The organism is Oceanobacter sp. ABM4_470, assembly GCF_056158645.1.
The window spans coordinates 1,938,278-1,956,850 of sequence record NZ_JBSWTR010000001.1 but is presented as its reverse complement, the minus strand read 5'-3'; the positions used below and the strand labels follow the sequence as shown (position 1 = coordinate 1,956,850).

The window sequence follows — 18,573 nt, the reverse complement described above, 5'->3', positions numbered from 1 at the left end:
GGGGGGCGAATTGCGTTAAACCGCTAAATTTCGCTGCGGCGCTGGCGGGTTTGGCGCGGCGTTTCACCAAACATGGCCTTGTATTGCTGGCCAAAATAACCGCCGTGGTAAAAGCCCTGATTGGCAGCAACCGAGCCGATAGGCAGATCGCCTTTTATGATCTCCCGTCGTGCAGCATTGAGTTTGGCAGCCCGCAAATATTGGTTGGGTGATACCCCGGCCGCCTTTTCAAAACTGTACCTCAGCGTGCGCTGGGGTACGTTCAACCACTGGCTCAGTTCCAGCAGGGTGGCACTGCTGCCTTCCGGCGACAACGCCAGATCGTGGCAGTCTTTCACCAACTGACGATAGCGACCGGGTAGCGGTTGCCAATGCGCCTTGCCCGAATCTGTGTGATGGCTAAACAGCTCGCAGGTCAGGCTGATCAGCTGATGTTCAATGTGCTTTCGCTGCTCCGCCAAATGGTCATCGCCTGGGGCAGTGATTGGTGCAATGGCTGGGGAGCTGGCGCGGTCTGTATTCAATGCAATCAGGGTGTTGAGCCAGTGGGTGGTGGTTTTTCTTAACGCCGGAAGGTCGTGGCGACTGCCAATGATGCGCTGGCTTTGCTGTTGGGATTGCAAGGCGTGGAAGTCCGCCGGGCACAGCTGCTGTTGCAGTTGTTCGGTGTCCAGCGCGATCACCAGATAGTCGGTATGGCGTGGCCCAACAAAAAAGAAGTCACTCTGGTAGGGCAGCAGGGTGATGGCGTCGGTGGCAAAACCGCGAGCGTCTTCGCAATGGGGGGGCTCCATCAAGGGAATCAGCAGACTGATGGTGTTGGCGGGGGTGCAAGTGTGTTGGGCGACCGACTGATTCATGGTTTCCCGAAACAGCCGCACGCTGCCAGTGGTGATGTCCTGCAGCTTGCCGTCAAATCGCCCGGGGGTGATCTGGTCGTATTGCTGGGGCCAATTGGTCAAGGCATGGGCAAAGCGGTTTATTTCGGCATAGGCCGGAACGGTCTTCATCGCTGGCGCCTCCTTATGCTTCTTGCTTGTGTTTTGTGGGCTATCTGCTGAAGGAATTATTGGTAAAAGTAAAGCAAGCGGTATTCCAGCTCCGGGCACCCTGAATCGGGCCTTGTTGATGATTTTTTGCACGTTTTTGAGCGCAGGAATGTTACGTGTTTATGAAGCCGCTCTTTGGCAGGGCACTCAGCGGTTTACAGCGCAAACACGGGTGGGTAAAGTGCTCGGCTTCGTTTTATACATGCACGTGGCCTGTCGTAGGGGCCACCACTGACAAGGATTATCCTTATGCCTGTTATTACCCTTCCTGATGGCTCTCAACGTTCTTTCGAGCAGCCAGTTACCCTGATGCAAGTTGCTGAAGATATTGGCCCCGGTTTGGCCAAGGCAACCGTTTGCGGTCGAATCAATGGCGAGTTGGTTGATGCTTGTGAATTGATTACCGAAGACGCCGACATCACCCTGATCACGGGTCGCGATCAGGAAGGTGTGGAAGTTATTCGTCACTCGTTCGCTCACCTGGTGGGTCACGCCGTCAAGCAGCTGTATCCGGAAGCCAAAATGGCCATCGGTCCTGTGATTGAAAACGGCTTCTACTACGACATCGACTACGAACGTCCTTTCACTCCGGAAGACGTTGCGGCGATTGAAAAGCGCGTTAAAGAGCTGATCAAGAAAGACTACCCGGTGATCAAGGAAATGACGCCGATTGAACAGGCACGTCAGGTGTTTGTGGACCGTGGTGAAGACTACAAGGTTGAGCTGGTGGACGGCCTGATTGAAAAAGGCGAAACCGCAGTGGGTCTGTACCACCACGAAGAATACATCGACATGTGTGTGGGTCCTCACGTACCAAATACCCGTGTTATGCGCATCTTCAAGCTGCAACGCGTATCCGGTGCTTACTGGCGCGGTGATAGCGACAACAAGATGTTGCAGCGTATTTACGGCACTGCCTGGAACGACAAGAAAGAGATGAAAGAATATCTCACTCGTCTGGAAGAAGCCGAAAAACGCGACCACCGTAAACTGGCCAAGCAGCTGAACCTGTTCCACTTGCAGGAAGAAGCGCCGGGTATGGTGTTCTGGCATCCAAACGGCTGGACGGTATGGCAGGTACTGGAACAGTACATGCGTAAGGTTCAGATTGATGCTGGCTATCAGGAGATCAAAACTCCGATGGTGGTTGACCGTACCCTGTGGGAAAAATCCGGTCACTGGGAACACTACCAGGACGCCATGTTCACCACTGAGTCCGAGAAGCGCAGCTACGCCGTCAAGCCGATGAACTGCCCTTGTCACATTCAGGTGTTCAACCAGGGTCTGAAGAGCTACCGTGACCTGCCACTGCGTCTGGCTGAGTTTGGCTCCTGTCACCGTAACGAGCCGTCTGGTGCGTTGCATGGCATTATGCGTGTACGTGGCTTCACCCAGGACGATGCGCACATTTTCTGTGCCGAAAACCAGATTCGTCAGGAAGCCTCCGACTTCATCAAGTTGACGCTCGACGTTTACAAGGACTTCGGTTTTGACGCCGTTGAAATGAAGCTGTCCACTCGTCCAGAAGGCCGTATCGGTTCCGAAGACCTGTGGGATCGTGCGGAATCTGCACTGGAAGATGCTTTGAACGACGCAGGTCTGGACTGGGAACTGCAACCGGGTGAAGGTGCTTTCTACGGTCCGAAGATCGAATTCTCCCTGCGCGACTGCATCGGCCGTGTATGGCAGTGCGGTACCATTCAGCTCGACTTTATGCTGCCAGAGCGTCTGGGTGCCCAGTTTGTTGACGAAGACGGCGAGCGTAAGACTCCGGTGATGCTGCACCGTGCGATTCTGGGGTCCTTCGAGCGTTTCATCGGTATCCTGATTGAGCATTACGCGGGCGCCATGCCTCCTTGGCTGGCACCGCAGCAGGTGGCTGTGCTGAACATTACCGATAACCAGGCAGAATATTGCGAAAATCTTGCAAAAAATCTGAAAGAAAAGGGTTATCGTGCAGCCGCGGACTTGAGAAACGAAAAGATCGGCTTTAAAATCCGTGAGCACACTTTGCACAAGGTACCTTACCTGCTAGTGGTAGGGGATAAAGAAGTAGAAGCCAACACCGTTGCTGTGCGCACTCGTAAGGGAGAAGATCTCGGCGTAATGACGATCGATGAATTCCAAAGCCTCCTTGATGGTGCTATTTCCCAGCGCGGTCGGTTTGGAATGGAGAGCTGAGTATCAGACGCGACAACAGAAGAGGCGGCCGCAACGACAACCGTGCCGCCATCAACGATCAAATTCGTGCAACAGAAGTTCGATTGATTGGCGCCGATGGCAATCAGGTAGGAGTTGTTAGTATCCGTGAAGCACTCGAAGCCGCTCAGGAAGCTGAGCTGGATCTGGTGCAAATCTCGGACGGTGACCCGATTGTTTGTAAGGTAATGGACTTTGGCAAGAAGCTTTACGAAGAGAAAAAGCAGAAAGCCGAAGCCAAAAAGCGTCAGCATCAGGTTCAAATCAAGGAAATGAAGTTCCGTCCTGGCACGGACATTGGGGATTACCAGATCAAACTGCGTAACCTCAAACGCTTCCTTGAAGAAGGCAACAAAGCGAAAGTTTCGCTGCGTTTCCGTGGTCGTGAAATGGCCCACCAGGATTTGGGTATGGACTTGATGAAGCGGGTTGAAGCCGATCTGGCTGAAATCGGCACTGTCGAGCAACGCCCTAAAATGGAAGGTCGCCAGATGGTTATGGTGATCGCTCCTGTGAAGAAGAAGTAATCCGGTTTTTCAAACGGATGACTGAAACCTCGGCATCGGCCGGGGTTTCTGTTTTTCTACCGGTTACTGAACAGATCCCGACCAACCCCGGATCGCAAGACCTGGGGCCAGAGCGGGTGTAACGGCAAGGCGTAGTACAGGTATTGGTTTCTGTGCGCGTCACTACCTTGGAGTATCAAAATGCCTAAGATCAAAACCAAAAGCGGTGCAGCAAAACGCTTCAAAAAAACTGCAAACGGCTTCAAACACCGTAAAGCTTTCCGCAGCCACATCCTGACCAAGAAAAGCACCAAGCGTAAGCGTCACTTGCGCGGCATGACTCAGTTGAACGCCGCTGACAAGAAGCTTGTAATCCGCATGTTGCCTAACCTTTAAGTCCAGGAGATAGAATATGGCTCGCGTAAAACGTGGTGTAATCGCTCGTCGTCGTCACAAGAAAATTCTGAAGCAGGCTAAAGGTTACTACGGTGCACGTTCCCGTGTATTCCGTGTTGCCAAACAGGCAGTAATCAAAGCCGGTCAGTACGCTTACCGTGACCGTCGTCAGCGCAAGCGTCAGTTCCGTCAACTGTGGATCGCGCGTATCAACGCCGGTGCTCGTCTGAACGGCCTGTCCTACAGCAAATTCATCAACGGCCTGAAAAAAGCCGCTGTTGAAATCGACCGTAAGGTTCTTGCTGACCTGGCAGTAAACGAGAAAGCGGCATTTACCGCTTTGGTTGAAAAAGCCAAAGCTAGCCTGTAATTTCTCAGGCCTGCCATATTGGCTGCTGCTCTCTTGCAGAATGGCAGCCAATTGAAGCAACGCCGAATTCAGTCTGTTGGCTACCATGCTGTAACGGTGGCAACAGGCAAACGAAATAGGGGATGAGCTGCGGCGATTCCCCTATTTTTTTGTCCAAATTCAAGTAAACGATGGAATCAGCGATGGAAAACCTTGAGGCCCTGACTCAGCAAGCCCTCGCCGCCGTATCCGAAGCGCAAGATGTGGCTGTACTGGATCAGGTTCGAGTTCAGTTTCTGGGTAAGAAGGGCGAGATCTCTGCCCTGATGAAGAATCTCGGTAACGTGGCACCGGAAGATCGTCCAAAAGTGGGCGCGGTGATCAACGAAGCCAAAAATCAGGTTCAGGATGCCATCAACGAGCGTAAGCAAGCGTTGGAAGCCGCTGCCCTGGAAGCTCGTCTGGCGGCGGAAACCGTTGATGTAACCCTGCCTGGCCGTGCGGTTCAGGAAGGCAGTCTGCATCCGGTAACCCGTACTCTTGAGCGCATTGAAACCTTCTTCCGTAACGCTGGTTACGACGTCGCTGAAGGCCCGGAAATTGAAGATGACTTCCACAACTTCGAAGCGTTGAACATTCCATCGCATCACCCGGCGCGTGCCATGCACGACACCTTCTACTTCAATGCCAACACCTTGCTGCGTACCCACACCTCACCGGTGCAGGTTCGTACCATGGAAGCCCAGCAGCCACCGATCCGTCTGATTTGTCCGGGCCGTGTATACCGCTGCGATTACGATCAGACCCATTCGCCGATGTTCCATCAGGTAGAAGGTCTGGTGGTTGATAAAGGCATCAGCTTTGCAGACCTGAAAGGCACCTTGCAGGAACTGATGAGCGTGTTCTTCGAGCGCGACGTGGTTCTGCGTCTTCGTCCTTCCTATTTCCCGTTCACTGAGCCAAGTGCTGAGATCGACATCGAATGGGTTATCGAAACTCCGGAAGGTACCAAGCGTCGTTGGCTGGAAGTGGGCGGCTGCGGCATGGTGCACCCGAACGTGTTCAAACACGTGAACATCGACCCTGAAGAATACACCGGCTTTGCCTTCGGAATGGGCGTCGAGCGTCTGGCCATGCTGCGTTATGGCGTAAACGACCTCCGCTTGTTCTTTGAAAACGATCTGCGCTTCTTGCAGCAATTCCGTTAATTCAGGCAACCATCAGAAGGTAAGACAATGAAATTCAGTGAACAGTGGTTGCGCGAATGGGTGCAGCCCGAAGCAAGTACTCAGGAACTGGTCGATCAGATCACTCTGGCGGGTCTGGAAGTAGACGACGTAGAAGCCGTTGCCGGTGAATTCTCTGGTGTGGTAGTGGGTCAGGTTGTGACCCGTGAACAACACCCGGATGCCGACAAGCTGAGCCTGTGTCAGGTCACCGACGGTACCGAAACCTTCCAGATCGTCTGTGGCGCGCCTAACGTCCGTGAAGGTCTGAAAATCCCGTTCGCCAAAATCGGCGCGGTACTGCCAGGCGACTTCAAAATCAAGAAAGCCAAGCTGCGTGGTGTTGAATCCTTCGGCATGCTGTGTGCCGAGAAAGAGCTGGGTATTTCTGACGCCAACGACGGCCTGATGGAACTGCCGGAATCTGCGCCAGTGGGCGAAGATTTCCGTGCTTACATGGGTCTGGACGACAGCATTATCGACGTTGACCTGACGCCAAACCGCGCCGACTGTCTGAGCGTTGCCGGTCTGGCCCGTGAAACCGGTCTGTTGTTCAAGGCCGACGTACAAGGCCCTGCCATTGAAGCTGTGGCAGCCGTTATTGACGACGTACCCAGCATCGACGTTTCTGCGCCAGATGCCTGCCCGCGCTACTGCGGTCGTATCGTTCGCGGCGTCAACGTAAAAGCTGAAACCCCACTGTGGATGGTCGAAAAATTGCGCCGTGGCGGTGTTCGTTCCATCGACCCGGTGGTAGACATCACCAACTTCGTACTGCTGGAATTGGGTCAACCAATGCACGCTTTCGATCTGAATCAGATCGACACAGGCATTCGCGTGCGTATGGCCCAAGCGGGCGAGAAGCTGACGCTGCTGGACGGTCAGGAAATCGAACCATCTAGCGATACTCTGGTTATCGCTGACCACGCCAAACCGCTGGCACTGGCTGGTGTTATGGGTGGCGAAGGTTCTGGCGTGTCCGAAGAGACCACCGACCTGTTGCTGGAAGCGGCCTTCTTCAATCCAATCGTGATTGCTGGTAAAGCCCGTGCCCACGGTCTGCACACCGATTCCTCCCACCGCTTCGAGCGTGGTGTGGACTACGAACTGGCCCGCACCGCCATGGAACGTGCAACACAGCTGATTCTGGACATCTGCGGTGGCCAGCCAGGCCCTGTGGTAGAGGTAGCGTCTGAAGAGCATTTGCCAACGCCTGCTGAAATCACCCTGCGCAAATCCCGTATCGAACTGGTACTGGGTCTGAGCTTCGAAGACAGCGAAGTTGAAGATATCCTGACTCGTTTGGGCATGAAAGTAGAAGCGGTAGAGGGTGGCTGGAAAGCCGTAGCGCCAACGTACCGTTTTGACATGGCCATTGAGTCTGACCTGATCGAAGAACTGGCACGTATCTACGGTTACAACCGTCTGCCAGTACGTACTCCAACTGCCGCTATTCCTCTGGCCAAAGCGCCGGAAGACAAGGTATCGGTTGGTGATGTACGTCGCACGCTGGTTGCTCGTGGTTACCACGAAGCCATCACCTACAGCTTTGTTGATCCAGCCATGCAGAAAGCCATGGACCCGGACCTGCCAGGCTTGGAGCTGTTGAACCCGATCTCTTCTGAAATGTCGGTAATGCGCACAAACCTGTGGGCCGGTCTGGTGCCAGCGGCGGGTTACAACCTCAAGCGTCAACAGCCTCGTGTACGCCTGTTTGAAACCGGTCTTCGCTTTGTGCCAACCGAAGAAGGTCTGCAACAGAAGCCAACTCTGGCCATGCTGGCGGTCGGCAATCGTTTGCCGCAAGGTTGGACAGAAACCGATACTCCGGTGGATTTCTTCGACGTTAAAGGTGACGTAGAAGCCCTGCTGGCTCGTACCGGTTCGCTGACAAACTTCCGTTTTGTCGCCGACAAGCACTCCGCGCTGCATCCGGGTCAAACCGCTCGCATCGACAAACTGGTTGCCGGCGAGTGGGTTGAACTGGGTTGGATTGGTGCGTTGCACCCGGCAACACAAAAGGCCGTTGGCATCAAACAGACCCTGTATGTTGTCCAGCTGGATCAGGAATTGCTGCTGCAAACTGCCGTACCTGCCTTCAATGAACTGTCCAAGTTCCCGGAAATGCGCCGCGATCTGGCGCTGGTTGTGGATCTGGGTGTTCAGGTTGACCTGGTGCTGGAGCAAATTCGTTCACACGCTGGGGAATACCTCACAAAGCTGAACCTGTTTGACGTCTATACCGGCAAAGGCATTGATTCTGATAAGAAAAGTCTCGCCCTGGGCTTGACCTGGCAGCATCCTTCGCGCACTCTTACTGATCAGGAAGTGAACGATTCTGTAGAAGCGGTCGTTTCACAGCTTGAACAGCAACTTGGAGCTACGCTAAGGGGTTAGCATGACTGCCTTGACCAAAGCCGAACTGGCCGAAAAACTGTTCGAGGAACTTGGTCTTAACAAGCGCGAAGCTAAGGAAATGGTGGATCTCTTCTTTGATGAGATCCGCGACAGCCTTCGCCGTAATGAACAAGTGAAGTTGTCAGGCTTTGGCAACTTCGACTTGCGAGACAAACGTCAGCGCCCGGGACGTAATCCAAAAACCGGCGAAGAGATACCGATCTCTGCTCGCCGGGTTGTCACTTTCAAACCGGGCCAAAAGCTCAAGGTTCGGGTGGAAGCCTATGCTGGAACCGAGCAATAACCACGAGCTTCCCCCCATACCCGGCAAGCGCTACTTCACCATTGGTGAAGTCAGCGACCTATGCGACGTCAAACCCCATGTCCTGCGATATTGGGAGCAGGAATTTCCCCAACTCAGTCCCGTCAAACGACGCGGTAACCGCCGCTACTACCAGCGTCAGGATGTCATCCTGGTGCGAGAAATCCGCGAACTCCTGTATGGCGAAGGCTACACCATCCAAGGTGCCCGACAGCGGCTGGAAGACGGCGAAGGCCCAAATGCCGCAGCAATGGACCAAGCCCTGATCAAAAGCATGTTGTCCGAACTGCGTGAGATCGCCCGGATACTCGACGGAAATTGAAAAACCTTCCATCTATCAAACACTTGGGTATAATGCACCACGCTTGAACCGCAAAGGTACAAGTTGTGTCGGGGCGTAGCGCAGCCTGGTAGCGCACCTGCATGGGGTGCAGGGGGTCGCGAGTTCGAATCCCGCCGTCCCGACCAAATTTTCTATATAAATTGGCAGTTTGCCTTCTTGCTGATTTTTCCCCTCGAGCTTTGCCAAAACCCTTGCCGAATCTTCAGCTCTGCTGCTTGTAGTTAGCTCAGGCTTTCTCATTGCCACATTCTGGGGTAACGGACTGCTCAAAGCCGTTGTAGGAGGGAATTTATTCCCGATGGCTGGCAGGAGCGCCGTGCGTACCCTGTCGCAGATAAGCAGGCGTTTTGTCAGCGGGAACACGCCTGATTCATCATCAGACGATTGTATTCGCTCTGTTTTTCAAAATAGGTTGAACGCCAAAATTTGCAGGTCTGGGCAATTTGTTGTCTGGCACTCTGCTCGCGTTGTTGCTTGGCTCGGGCGGCTTCGGCCTGCTTTTGTTGAATCGCTCTTTGCTTGTTCAGTTCTTGCTGACGTTGCTGGTTCTGAATGTTTGCCAGCCAGGCAGCCTGGTGCGCTTTTAGTTCTGCTTTCTTCTTGGCCTCAGCACGCTCTTTTTGAATCGCTTCAGCCGCGACATTGGCGGTGTATATGCCGATGGCCGTATAGATCCCAGTCACAACGATTGAAGACAGTACCAAGGCAAAAAATACGGCCAGAAAAAGTTTGAAGGGGGTCAGCGTCCGTTCCATTCAATACATCCTTTGTTTGAGCAGCCTCAAACATACCACGTGGCGATGGCCTTGGACGCTCGTTGATCCGCTTCAGAGAAATTAATTGAATCTTACGCCAATCGAATCATTCCTCTGGGGCATTAATCCCAGTACCGGGTTCCCTACTGTTTCCTCATTCATCTATTCGTAACTTTACAGAAATGTAAATAACACGGGCTTTTCATATCCGAGCGTCAAGGTAACGGGCCTTTCTTGCTGCGGGTATGTCGCTTTTATTTCAGCGCCAACAATCCGACATCCGCAGGAAAGCGTTTTTTGAGCTAACTCCCTACGGATCGAACGGTTTTTTGATGTTATGGCAATATTCACGCGTAAGGATCGACAGCGTTTTTTGATCAAACAGATCATGACCGGTATGGCCATTGTTGGGCCGGTGCAGGCGGTCGCCTCTGAGATTCATAACGTGGAAGCGGTGATTCCTCCGCAGTGCTACACCAAAACCGAAGGGAAGTTTAACCCTTGCTATGTGTGCCATCAGACTCACCCCAAAGGCACCCGGGTGAATGCCATGGCGGACGGCGATATTCAGGGGGATTACAGCTTTTCTGATATCGGGGTAACGAATCAGTGGAGCAACCTGTTCAAGCCACGTGCTGTTGAAATTGCTGCCATCTCTGACGATGAGATTCTGGAGTATGTTCGTCAGGATAATTACAGCGACTTGTTGGCGCAGCAGGGCAGTGGCGCGTACCTGCCTGATTTGAAGAATTTACAGAACCCTGTCGATGCCTTTGACGATCGTGGCCTGGCCCGCGACGGTTCGGGTTGGGTTGCCTTTAACTACAAGCCGGTTCCAAGCACGTTCTGGCCAACCAACGGTAATTTTGATGATGTGATCATCCGCTTGCCTGAAGCGTTTCGCACTGGTGCGAATGGAGGGCACAGCGAGGCGATTTATTTCCTCAACCTGTCGTTGGTTGAGATGGCGATCAAAGACCTGGATCAGATATCGATTCCTGCGGTTGATGAGCGACAGCTGGCATTGGACCTGAATGGTGATGGCGAGCTGACGCTGGTGTCCAGTCTGTTGCGTCAATCGCATTATCTGGGGGCTGCTTCCGACGTTGTGTTAAAGCGCCAGCAGTACCCGTTGGGGACGGAATTCTTACATACGGTTCGATACCTCGATCTCGCTGCCGATGGCTCTATCCAGCCGTCCCGCCGGATGAAAGAGGTACGCTACAGCCGTAAGTACAAGATGCTCTCGGAAGTGGCGACCCGCTATGCGTTTAACATGGAGCATCGGGAAAAGGCCGAGGGCAAGTTGCCTGCCTACTCCTGGAATCAGCCTGCTACCCAAGCCGGAATGAACAACAAGCAAGGCTGGGTTGTGCAAGGCTGGATAGAGGATGAATACGGTGCTTTGCGATTGCAGAATCGTGAAGAGAATTTCTTTTGCATGGGGTGCCATACCACCATTGGCACCACCATCGACAGCAGCTTTGCGTTTCCTCGTAAAGTCACCGGGGCTGCTGGCTGGGGCTATATCAACCTCAAGGGGATGCAGGATGCGCCGAGTCAGGGTGAAACCCTGGGCGAGTACCTTACCTACCTTGAGCGGGTCGGCGGTGGTGATGAATTCCGCCAGAATCAGGAAATGATCGATCGTTGGTTCCATGCTGACGGTCGGGTTAAACATGATGCGGTACAAGCCGCTGATGTTTACACGCTTATTACTCCTTCATCGCAACGGGCTTTGCAGCTTAACAAGGCATATCAGCGCATCGTTGCCGAACAATCCTTTTTCCTCGGGCGAGATGCCGTGCTCGGCAATCCGTTCAACGTTTATAGCGAAGTTGATCAGGATAACGTCCCGGTTTTGCCAGCCAGTCATCAGTTCCACTACGACCTTCGCCTCGATTGGGCGGCGAAGTCATCAGTGTCGAGCACGTTGACGGCCAGCAAGCAGGAATCGAACAAAGCGTCAGTAACCAATCTGGTTGTCGCCACTCTGGATGACGACTCAGGCCGCTCTGGTGGTGCCCTGTCCCCATGGATGGCCGTACTGATGATGTTTTGTGTGATGGTGCTGCGGCGGCGGTGAATGCCGCTGGCTGTGCACCTTGAGCAACGATTCCAAAAACCAAAAGGAAAGAGGGAGTTCACATGTCCAAAGCAACCGTACATGGGTTGCCGGAGTCTCTGGTGCCAATGACCAAGCAGCTGTTGTCTGCTGTGATGGTCGTTGCATCCTTGACGATGGCAGGCTGTGGTGTCTTTGATGATGATAAAGAAAGCAGCTCTGGTAGTGCGGATAACAATAACAATAACAATAACAGTGGCAACACCGACTCAAATACTGACAACGGCTCAGATACAGGCTCAGACACAGACAACAGCCCTGAAGCGGCACGTTACATCAAGCTGTTCGAGGATGACTTTGAGTCTGGCTCCATGAGCAAGTGGACCGTCGTCAATGAAAACGACGGCAGCAACGATTGGCATGTGGAATCCTACGCCGGTGATCAGTTTGCCGTTGCCAACTGTTATGGCAGCTCGGGCGCTTGTGATACCTGGATGATTTCTCCAGCGCTGGACGTTACCAATTTCGAAAGCCTGTTGGTTACCTTCAACTCAGCCTGGAACTACGGCACAGGCACCGACCAGATTGCGCTGAAGGTTTCCAGCGATTATGCCGGTGATGTTGCAGCGGCCACCTGGACCGATGTTTCTGATCGTGCGACCTGGTCTGACGGCGCATTCAACTTTGTGGATTCTGGCGATGTCGACCTGACCGACATGGTTGGTCAGCCGATTGTCATTGCGTTCCACTATGCCTACCCGGTGGCAGATGCGACCAAGTGGGAAATTGATGATGTCGTGATTGACGGTTATGGCACCGGCGACTTCCCGCTGTCTGCGGAGGTTAATCTGGGTGACGGCCCTTTCTATGTGGATCGGGCAATTACCTTTAACGGTGCCGCATCCAACGGCGCTGGTGAACCTTATACCTTCAGCTGGAATTTTGGCGATGGTGCAACCTCGTCAGAAGAGACGCCTGACCACACATTCAGCGCATCTGGCAGCTATGAAGTGGTTCTGACCGTGACCGATTCCGCAGGTAATGCAGAGTCTGTTTCAACCTATCTGGATGTGATTCCACAAACCACGTTTACCGTTGCTGAAAAAGCCTCGGGCGATCTGCGTGTTGCTACCTTCAACGCTGGCTTCGACAAGCAGAGTGCTGTAGGTGAGCAGGAGGCAACCTTTGCCGGTGGCGAATACGTTCAGGCCCGTAAAGTGGCTGAAATTATTCAGCGGGCCAACCCGGATATCCTGCTGCTGAACGAAATTGACGGCAACGACGACGGTGCTACTGTAAACACATTCAACAGTGCTTACCTGCAAGTTGCCCAAGCCGATGATATTGCTGCCATCAGCTATCCGTACGTTTACTACGGCGACAATGGCAACACCAATTACTGTAATACTGGCGCGCCAATCGAAGAATCCGTGGATGTTGATTACAACAAGGACGGCGACTCCGATGACCCGGAAGACCGCTATGGTTTTGGTAACTACAACGGTCAGTACTGCATGGCGATCTTCTCGAAGTATCCGATCGACGAAGCCAATATCCGTACCTTCCAGGAATTCAAATGGGCAGATATGCCGGATTACCTGGTACCGACCACCAGCGATGGCAACTGGTACAGCGAAGACGAAATGTCGGTATTCCGCCTGTCTTCAAAAACCCATATGGACGTTCCTGTAGATGTTGATGGCACGGTGGTACACGTACTGGCGACACACCCAACACCGCCAAACTTCGATGGTGATGAAGACCGCAACGGTATGCGTAATCACGACGAAATTCGTCTGTTTGCGGATTACATCAACCCGGAAAGCACCTACCTTTACGACGATCAGGGCAACACGGGCGTTAGCCTGACGGCCGATAGTCGTTTCGTGATTGTGGGTGACCTCAATGCATCAGCCAAAGAAGGGGATGCCTACACGCTGGACGGCGTGCGCGCGATTGAACAGCTGACACTGAGCGATCTGGTGAACCCGAACCTGCACGAAGACAGCAACACCTTTCAGGTACCAACGTCTGCGGCTGGCTTCGAAAATGCTTCTGACAGCATTTACGCGTCTACCCATACCGCCGGTTGGGCGATGCGCGCGGACTATGTACTGCCATCGGCCTTCGGTCTGGAAATTTCTCAGGGTGGCGTATTCTGGCCACGGGAATCCGACGACCTCAGCTACCTGATTACCGCCGCCAATGCCGATGACATGGAAAGCTCCGATCACCGCATGGTGTGGATGGACCTGACCATCACAGACGGCACTGTGGCGGATGACACTGCGGAACAGCCAGCGGCTGAAGAGATCGTGTTCAGCGATGACTTCAAGTCTGGCTTCGACAACGTCACTTTGGTGGACAACGGCGACGCTGCAGAAGGGTGGGAATCCTCTTCCAGCTACGGCGCGGTTGTGAGCTGTTTCAACGGCACGGAAAACTGTGACGACTGGCTGATTGTGCCAGCTACGCTGGATGCCGGTGCCAGCTACTCCTTGAGCTTTGAGTCTGCCTACAACTACGGCTCAGACCCGCTGAGCCAAATCAAGCTGCTTATCTCTACCGACTTCACTGGTGACGTTGCAGCAGCAAATTGGACTGATCTGTCGGATCAAGTGACCTGGTCTTCCGGCAGCTGGGCGTTTGTCGATTCCGGCGACATTGACCTGTCTGCCTATGCGGGAGAATCGGTTTATATCGCTTTCCAGTACAGCAGTACCTCAGGCGGCGATGCGGCGACCTGGGAAATCACCAACGTCGAATTAGTGAAGCAGGTTGCTACCAACGAGGACGAAGTGGTTTTCTCTGACGACTTCAAGTCCGGTCTGGATAGCCACGATGTGGTAAGCGTCAACGATGATGGTCAGGACTGGACGTCCGATGCTGGTTACGGTGCCAAGGTAAGCTGTTTTAATGGTACGGCTGCCTGTGATGACTGGCTGATTGTGACTGAGTCACTCGATGCGGGTGCCGACTATGTTCTGAACTTCGAGTCTGCTTACAACTATGGCTCAGACCCGCTGAGTCAGATCAAGCTGCTGATTTCCACCGATTACGCAGGCGACGTAGCGACCGCTAACTGGACCGATTTTTCCGATCAGGTGAGCTGGTCTACAGGTAGCTGGGCGTTTGTGGAGTCCGGCGATATCAATCTGTCTGCTTACGCGGGCCAGACTATTCATATTGCTTTCCAGTACACCAGTGTCTCAGGCGGTGATGCGGCGACCTGGGAAATCACCAACTTGACCATTACCAGGCTGGGTAACGGTGCGGTTGATGTTGAAGATACCACTGGCGGAACTGTGCTGGCAGACAATGCGCCAGCCGCCACACTGAATAACGTGAACCTGCGTACCGAAGGCACGTTGGCGTTTGAAGAAGTGGCCGTACCAGCGGCAGAATCTGCAGAGAGCTTCCAGGTGGTTGGTTCTTCTGGCCTGACGGTGGACGGTGTAGCACTGGCCGATTCCGGCTATAAAACACTGGTGAAGTCCGGTGACCTGATCGACGGCAACGTCTACGCTCAAGTGAAAGACAGCGCCGGTTCGGACCTGTTTGTGTCCAACTACAACGAGTTCAGCTCCATTCTGCCAATCGACGATCGCATCTTTGCGGTCAGCCAGTTTGAAAACATCCCGGGTGGGATGCACCTGATGGAACTGACTCAGGACACCACCACCGGTGCGCTGACGCCAATTTCTACCGAGGCGTTGGACTTCTCCCATGTTCACGGTGGCTACAACCACTGTGCCGCCATGGTGACTCCATGGAACACGCACATGGCCGCAGAAGAGTACGAGCCAAACGCCCGTGCCCGTAATGCCGCGACGGGTTCCATCGACAGCTACTACGACCCCATTGCCGATTACCATGCCGACCTGAGCCTGGTGCAGGTGAACCCGTACTGGTACGGCTACCCGGTTGAAATCGCGGTCAACGTTGACGGTGCTGACGTGACGACTGAGATCACCAAGCACTATGCGGTGGCCCGTGTATCCATCGAAGTGCCTTACGTGATGCCAGACCGCAAGACGATGTACCTGACTGACGACCAATCCACCGGCGGCGGTCTGTACATGTTTGTTGCTGATGAAGCGGAAGATATGTCTGCCGGTACTCTTTATGCCATGAAGTGGAATCAGACCGATGCCGGTTCTGACGAGAATGCCGGTATGGGTGCTGCTGACATTGAGTGGATCAATCTGGGTCACGCGACCAACGAGGAGGTCTCAGCCTATGTGAACGGTGATGCGCCACTGGCCTTTGCCGATATGTTTGATGCGATTGATCCAGTGGACGGGCAGTGCGCGTTGGGCTACACCAGCATCAACTTCCTCGGCGAGCAGGAGTGCCTGAAGTTGAACAGTGGCATGGAACAGGCTGCTTCCCGTCTGGAAACCCGTCGCTATGCTGCTTACATGGGTGCGACAGTGGAAATGGCCAAGGAAGAGGGGTTCACCTACAACCCACATAACCACAAGATCTACCTGGCAACCACCAACGTGGTTCGCAGCATGCTGAACGGCTCGAACGAAACCGGTGGTCCAAACCACATGCAGCTGCAGTCCAACATGTGTGGCGGTATTTATGAAATGTCGCTGGGCAGCAACGAGGAAATCGGTTCCGAGTACGTAATCGGTGCCGCTCGTGGCGAAGTCGCCGGTATTGTAGAAGGCTCCAGCTGCTCCGTTGACGGCCTGGCGGGTCCTGACAACGTTGCCTACGTAGGTTATGACACGCTGATCATCACCGAAGATACCGGTTACCACGACAACAACTTTGTTTGGGCCTATAACCTGCAAAGCAAAGCACTGACCCGTATTCTGTCCGCACCAAGTGGCGCAGAAAACACCGGTCCGTACATGTTCAACCAGATCAACGGTTTTGCTTACATCACCAACGTGGTACAGCATCCGGCAGGGGAATCGGTTGATCCTTCTGCCGGTAACGAAGCGGAGCTGGGTTACTTTGGCCCGATTCCGGTAGAAGCTGCTGAATAATTGCTTAACAAACACGTTGTCAGGCATTACTGACATGTGCTCCAAAGCCGCTGCCCTCAGGTAGCGGCTTTTTTGTTTGCTTTTCAGCACTTCTGTCACCGTAGGCCAATCACTTCCTGCCGCTGGTAAAAGTGGCGGCAATTTGCCGTTCCGGCTTACCACTCCTCTATGGGTATTCTCCAACTTACTGATAAATAAGAAGATTTTTATTTGGCACGGCGGTTGCTGTATTCACTGCAAGTTAAGTTTCGACTGTGGTAACGGCAATGGCGGCAATCAGTTTCAACAATGCACTCGGTGTTCATGACGATGCTCTGCAACTTCGTGCCAAGCGGGCAGAGGTGCTGGCGAATAACCTCGCTAATGCCGATACCCCGGGATACAAGGCGCGGGACTTTGATTTTCAGTCAGCATTGGATGCAGCGGTTGAAAACGGCAATGTGGGCACCGCCCAGCAAACCAGTTTGACGCTGGAGCGCACCAACAGCGGCCATTTGGCCGGATCGGGTACCGGTTCCATGGATGAAAGCCTGCTGTACCGCAATCCAATGCAGCCTGCGCTGGATGGCAACACGGTCGATTCGCAGCTGGAATCGGCGCTCTACGCCAAAAACAGCATCGATTACAACGCTTCCTTTGAGTTCCTGAACAGCAAGATCACGGGCCTCAAAGGCGCCATCCGGGGAGAATAATCATGTCATTAACCAATGTGTTTGATATCGCCGGTTCTGGCATGAGTGCCCAGTCGGTGCGTTTGAATACCACGGCTTCCAACCTGGCTAACGCGGAAAGTGCCTCCAGCTCGGTGGACGAAACCTACCGCGCTCGCAAGCCCTGGTTTGCGGTAATGCAGCAGGAAGAGCTGAAGCTGAACGAAGACGGCCAATTCAGTGGCATGGACGACGGTATCGGCGTTGGGGTGCAAGTGCTGGGTATTGTCGAGAAAGACTCACCACTGCAAGCCCGCTTCCAACCGGATCACCCGATGGCTAACGAAGACGGTTATGTCTATTACCCCAACGTCAACGTGGTAGAGGAAATGACCGACATGATGTCGTCTTCCCGCAGCTACCAAATGAACGTCGAGGTGATGAAAACTGCCAAGCAAATGCTTACCCGTACGCTGACGCTGGGCCAGTAAGGAGGTTTTCATGTCCACCATTGATACAACGACCACCTCGTCTTCGGTACTGGATCAGTACAAGGCTTCGACCGATTCCGGTACGGGTACCTCCGATAACGAACTGGGACAGGACGCCTTTCTGGAGCTGATGGTTGCTCAGTTGAACAACCAGAACCCGCTCGACCCAATGGACAACCAGGCGTTTGTGGCACAGCTGGCGCAGTTTTCAACGGTTGAGGGCATCGACAACCTCAACACCACGGTTGAGACCATTTCGTCCGAGTTCTCGTCTTTCTCTGCCTTGCAGGCCTCCAGCATGGTTGGTCAGTCGGTGATCGTTGATGGCAACACCACCGGTGTGCTGCGCGACGGCGGCACCCTGAATGGCTATACCGAGTTGGAAGAAAGTGCCACCGACCTGAGCCTTGCGGTGTACGACAGCAGCGGTCAGTTACTGGAACAGTATGACATCGGCACGCACGCCTCTGGCGCTCTATCGGTGGAGTGGGATGGCCTTAACCTCAGCGTCGATGGCGATGAGCTGAACAGCAGTGCCCTGAACCGGGACGAATATCTGACCGATGACAACGGCGAACTGATTCTGGACGACGACGGCAACCCGCAGCTGGTGCCTTACGAGGCCGGTGAGTATCAGTTTGTACTGACGGGCACCATCGACGGCACAACCGAACAGGTTGATATGAGCATGAGTACCCGGGTAGAGAGCGTGACGTTGGCTTCCAGCGGCACCGTTACCCTTAATTTGACCGGCGGTCAGACAGCCAGCATGTCTGATATCAGCCAGGTTCTCGAAGACTAACGCACGACAGGTATCAAGAG

General features: G+C 53.8%; 15 protein-coding genes and 1 tRNA gene. 14 read left to right on the top strand and 2 right to left on the bottom strand.

Annotated elements, in window-relative coordinates; translation table 11 throughout:
- Positions 1–23: 23 nt before the first annotated feature.
- Positions 24–1,010, bottom strand: coding sequence for a helix-turn-helix domain-containing protein (locus ACXADJ_RS08510; RefSeq protein ID WP_475064773.1), 987 nt, complete (start codon positions 1,008–1,010; stop codon positions 24–26).
- A gap of 288 nt (positions 1,011–1,298) precedes the next feature.
- Between ACXADJ_RS08510 and thrS the strand changes: the two genes are divergently transcribed.
- From thrS to ACXADJ_RS08465, 9 genes are all read left to right on the top strand, one after another.
- Positions 1,299–3,230, top strand: coding sequence for a threonine--tRNA ligase (gene thrS / locus ACXADJ_RS08505; RefSeq protein ID WP_028292613.1), 1,932 nt, complete (start codon positions 1,299–1,301; stop codon positions 3,228–3,230).
- A complete protein-coding gene (gene infC, locus ACXADJ_RS08500; protein WP_475068163.1) occupies positions 3,227–3,775 on the top strand; it encodes a translation initiation factor IF-3 in 549 nt (182 codons plus the stop codon). The genes thrS and infC overlap by 4 nt, the downstream gene beginning before the upstream one ends.
- 180 nt (positions 3,776–3,955) lie before the next feature.
- On the top strand, positions 3,956–4,150 hold the full coding sequence (gene rpmI, locus ACXADJ_RS08495; RefSeq protein WP_028292611.1) for a 50S ribosomal protein L35: 195 nt from the start codon (positions 3,956–3,958) through the stop codon (positions 4,148–4,150).
- 16 nt (positions 4,151–4,166) lie between these two features.
- Positions 4,167–4,520 (top strand): 50S ribosomal protein L20, encoded by a 354-nt coding sequence (gene rplT, locus ACXADJ_RS08490; RefSeq protein ID WP_028292610.1) that lies wholly within the window; start codon positions 4,167–4,169, stop codon positions 4,518–4,520.
- 182 nt (positions 4,521–4,702) lie between these two features.
- A complete protein-coding gene (gene pheS / locus ACXADJ_RS08485) occupies positions 4,703–5,707 on the top strand; it encodes a phenylalanine--tRNA ligase subunit alpha (RefSeq protein WP_475064769.1) in 1,005 nt (334 codons plus the stop codon).
- A 27-nt stretch (positions 5,708–5,734) separates the two neighbouring features.
- A complete protein-coding gene (gene pheT, locus ACXADJ_RS08480; protein ID WP_475064767.1) occupies positions 5,735–8,122 on the top strand; it encodes a phenylalanine--tRNA ligase subunit beta in 2,388 nt (795 codons plus the stop codon).
- 1 nt (position 8,123) lies between these two features.
- Positions 8,124–8,426: an integration host factor subunit alpha gene (gene ihfA, locus ACXADJ_RS08475; protein ID WP_028292607.1), complete on the top strand. Its 303-nt coding sequence runs from the start codon at positions 8,124–8,126 to the stop codon at positions 8,424–8,426.
- Positions 8,407–8,766: a MerR family transcriptional regulator gene (locus ACXADJ_RS08470; RefSeq protein ID WP_475064764.1), complete on the top strand. Its 360-nt coding sequence runs from the start codon at positions 8,407–8,409 to the stop codon at positions 8,764–8,766. Before ihfA ends, ACXADJ_RS08470 begins: the two co-directional genes overlap by 20 nt.
- A 69-nt stretch (positions 8,767–8,835) precedes the next feature.
- A tRNA-Pro gene (locus tag ACXADJ_RS08465) sits at positions 8,836–8,912 on the top strand.
- 225 nt (positions 8,913–9,137) lie between these two features.
- Here ACXADJ_RS08465 and ACXADJ_RS08460 read toward each other — a convergent pair.
- Positions 9,138–9,542, bottom strand: coding sequence for a hypothetical protein (locus ACXADJ_RS08460; protein WP_475064762.1), 405 nt, complete (start codon positions 9,540–9,542; stop codon positions 9,138–9,140).
- Positions 9,543–9,879: 337 nt separating this feature from the next.
- Between ACXADJ_RS08460 and ACXADJ_RS08455 the strand changes: the two genes are divergently transcribed.
- The 5 genes from ACXADJ_RS08455 to ACXADJ_RS08435 all read left to right on the top strand — a co-directional run bounded on the left by ACXADJ_RS08455 (position 9,880) and on the right by ACXADJ_RS08435 (position 18,553).
- Complete coding sequence (locus ACXADJ_RS08455) at positions 9,880–11,628, top strand: hypothetical protein (protein WP_475064760.1); 1,749 nt, start codon at positions 9,880–9,882, stop codon at positions 11,626–11,628.
- Between the two features lie 62 nt (positions 11,629–11,690).
- A complete protein-coding gene (locus ACXADJ_RS08450; RefSeq protein ID WP_475064758.1) occupies positions 11,691–16,610 on the top strand; it encodes a DUF5017 domain-containing protein in 4,920 nt (1,639 codons plus the stop codon).
- Between the two features lie 266 nt (positions 16,611–16,876).
- Positions 16,877–17,302: a flagellar basal body rod protein FlgB gene (flgB, locus tag ACXADJ_RS08445; RefSeq protein ID WP_028292587.1), complete on the top strand. Its 426-nt coding sequence runs from the start codon at positions 16,877–16,879 to the stop codon at positions 17,300–17,302.
- Positions 17,303–17,304: 2 nt separating this feature from the next.
- Positions 17,305–17,751 (top strand): flagellar basal body rod protein FlgC, encoded by a 447-nt coding sequence (flgC, locus tag ACXADJ_RS08440; RefSeq protein WP_028292586.1) that lies wholly within the window; start codon positions 17,305–17,307, stop codon positions 17,749–17,751.
- Between the two features lie 10 nt (positions 17,752–17,761).
- On the top strand, positions 17,762–18,553 hold the full coding sequence (locus ACXADJ_RS08435; RefSeq protein WP_475064755.1) for a flagellar hook assembly protein FlgD: 792 nt from the start codon (positions 17,762–17,764) through the stop codon (positions 18,551–18,553).
- Positions 18,554–18,573: the final 20 nt, after the last annotated feature.

Excerpts from the sequence above, each read along its gene's own strand:
- ACXADJ_RS08510 (WP_475064773.1), bottom strand. The coding sequence starts at position 1,010 with ATGAAGACCGTTCCGGCCTATGCCGAAATAAACCGCTTTGCCCATGCC.
- thrS (WP_028292613.1), top strand. The coding sequence starts at position 1,299 with ATGCCTGTTATTACCCTTCCTGATGGCTCTCAACGTTCTTTCGAGCAG.
- rpmI (WP_028292611.1), top strand. The coding sequence starts at position 3,956 with ATGCCTAAGATCAAAACCAAAAGCGGTGCAGCAAAACGCTTCAAAAAA.
- rplT (WP_028292610.1), top strand. The coding sequence starts at position 4,167 with ATGGCTCGCGTAAAACGTGGTGTAATCGCTCGTCGTCGTCACAAGAAA.
- pheS (WP_475064769.1), top strand. The coding sequence starts at position 4,703 with ATGGAAAACCTTGAGGCCCTGACTCAGCAAGCCCTCGCCGCCGTATCC.
- pheT (WP_475064767.1), top strand. The coding sequence starts at position 5,735 with ATGAAATTCAGTGAACAGTGGTTGCGCGAATGGGTGCAGCCCGAAGCA.
- ihfA (WP_028292607.1), top strand. The coding sequence starts at position 8,124 with ATGACTGCCTTGACCAAAGCCGAACTGGCCGAAAAACTGTTCGAGGAA.
- ACXADJ_RS08470 (WP_475064764.1), top strand. The coding sequence starts at position 8,407 with ATGCTGGAACCGAGCAATAACCACGAGCTTCCCCCCATACCCGGCAAG.
- ACXADJ_RS08460 (WP_475064762.1), bottom strand. The coding sequence starts at position 9,542 with ATGGAACGGACGCTGACCCCCTTCAAACTTTTTCTGGCCGTATTTTTT.
- ACXADJ_RS08455 (WP_475064760.1), top strand. The coding sequence starts at position 9,880 with ATGGCAATATTCACGCGTAAGGATCGACAGCGTTTTTTGATCAAACAG.
- ACXADJ_RS08450 (WP_475064758.1), top strand. The coding sequence starts at position 11,691 with ATGTCCAAAGCAACCGTACATGGGTTGCCGGAGTCTCTGGTGCCAATG.
- flgB (WP_028292587.1), top strand. The coding sequence starts at position 16,877 with ATGGCGGCAATCAGTTTCAACAATGCACTCGGTGTTCATGACGATGCT.
- flgC (WP_028292586.1), top strand. The coding sequence starts at position 17,305 with ATGTCATTAACCAATGTGTTTGATATCGCCGGTTCTGGCATGAGTGCC.
- ACXADJ_RS08435 (WP_475064755.1), top strand. The coding sequence starts at position 17,762 with ATGTCCACCATTGATACAACGACCACCTCGTCTTCGGTACTGGATCAG.